Here is a 288-nt window from a genome sequence, read left to right as displayed (position 1 = left end):
CACCCCCGGCGCCCCCGTCTTCGCCCCGCCCGCCGAACTGCCCGACTGGGCCCTGCGTTCGGTCGATCTCGCCAGCCCCCGCCTGGGTGCCGGCGCGCTCTACGCCTCCGACGACTTCTTCGCCGAGGTCGCGCGCATGCTCAACCCCGAACCGGCCCAGTTCGTCCCCGGCAAGTTCGACACCAACGGCAAATGGATGGACGGCTGGGAATCGCGCCGCAAGCGCGTCGCCGGTCACGACTGGGCCCTGGTCAGGCTCGGCTGCAAGGGCGTGATCCGCGGCTTCGA

Annotated in this window: 1 pseudogene; it reads left to right on the top strand. The window is 71.9% G+C overall.

The features are described from left to right. Positions 1-288 (top strand): annotated as a pseudogene (locus AC3A35_RS27970) (allantoicase); the annotation flags it as partial.

Source organism: Azoarcus sp. Soil_N_20, assembly GCF_057656155.1.
This window is presented reverse-complemented; position numbering and strand designations above follow the sequence as displayed.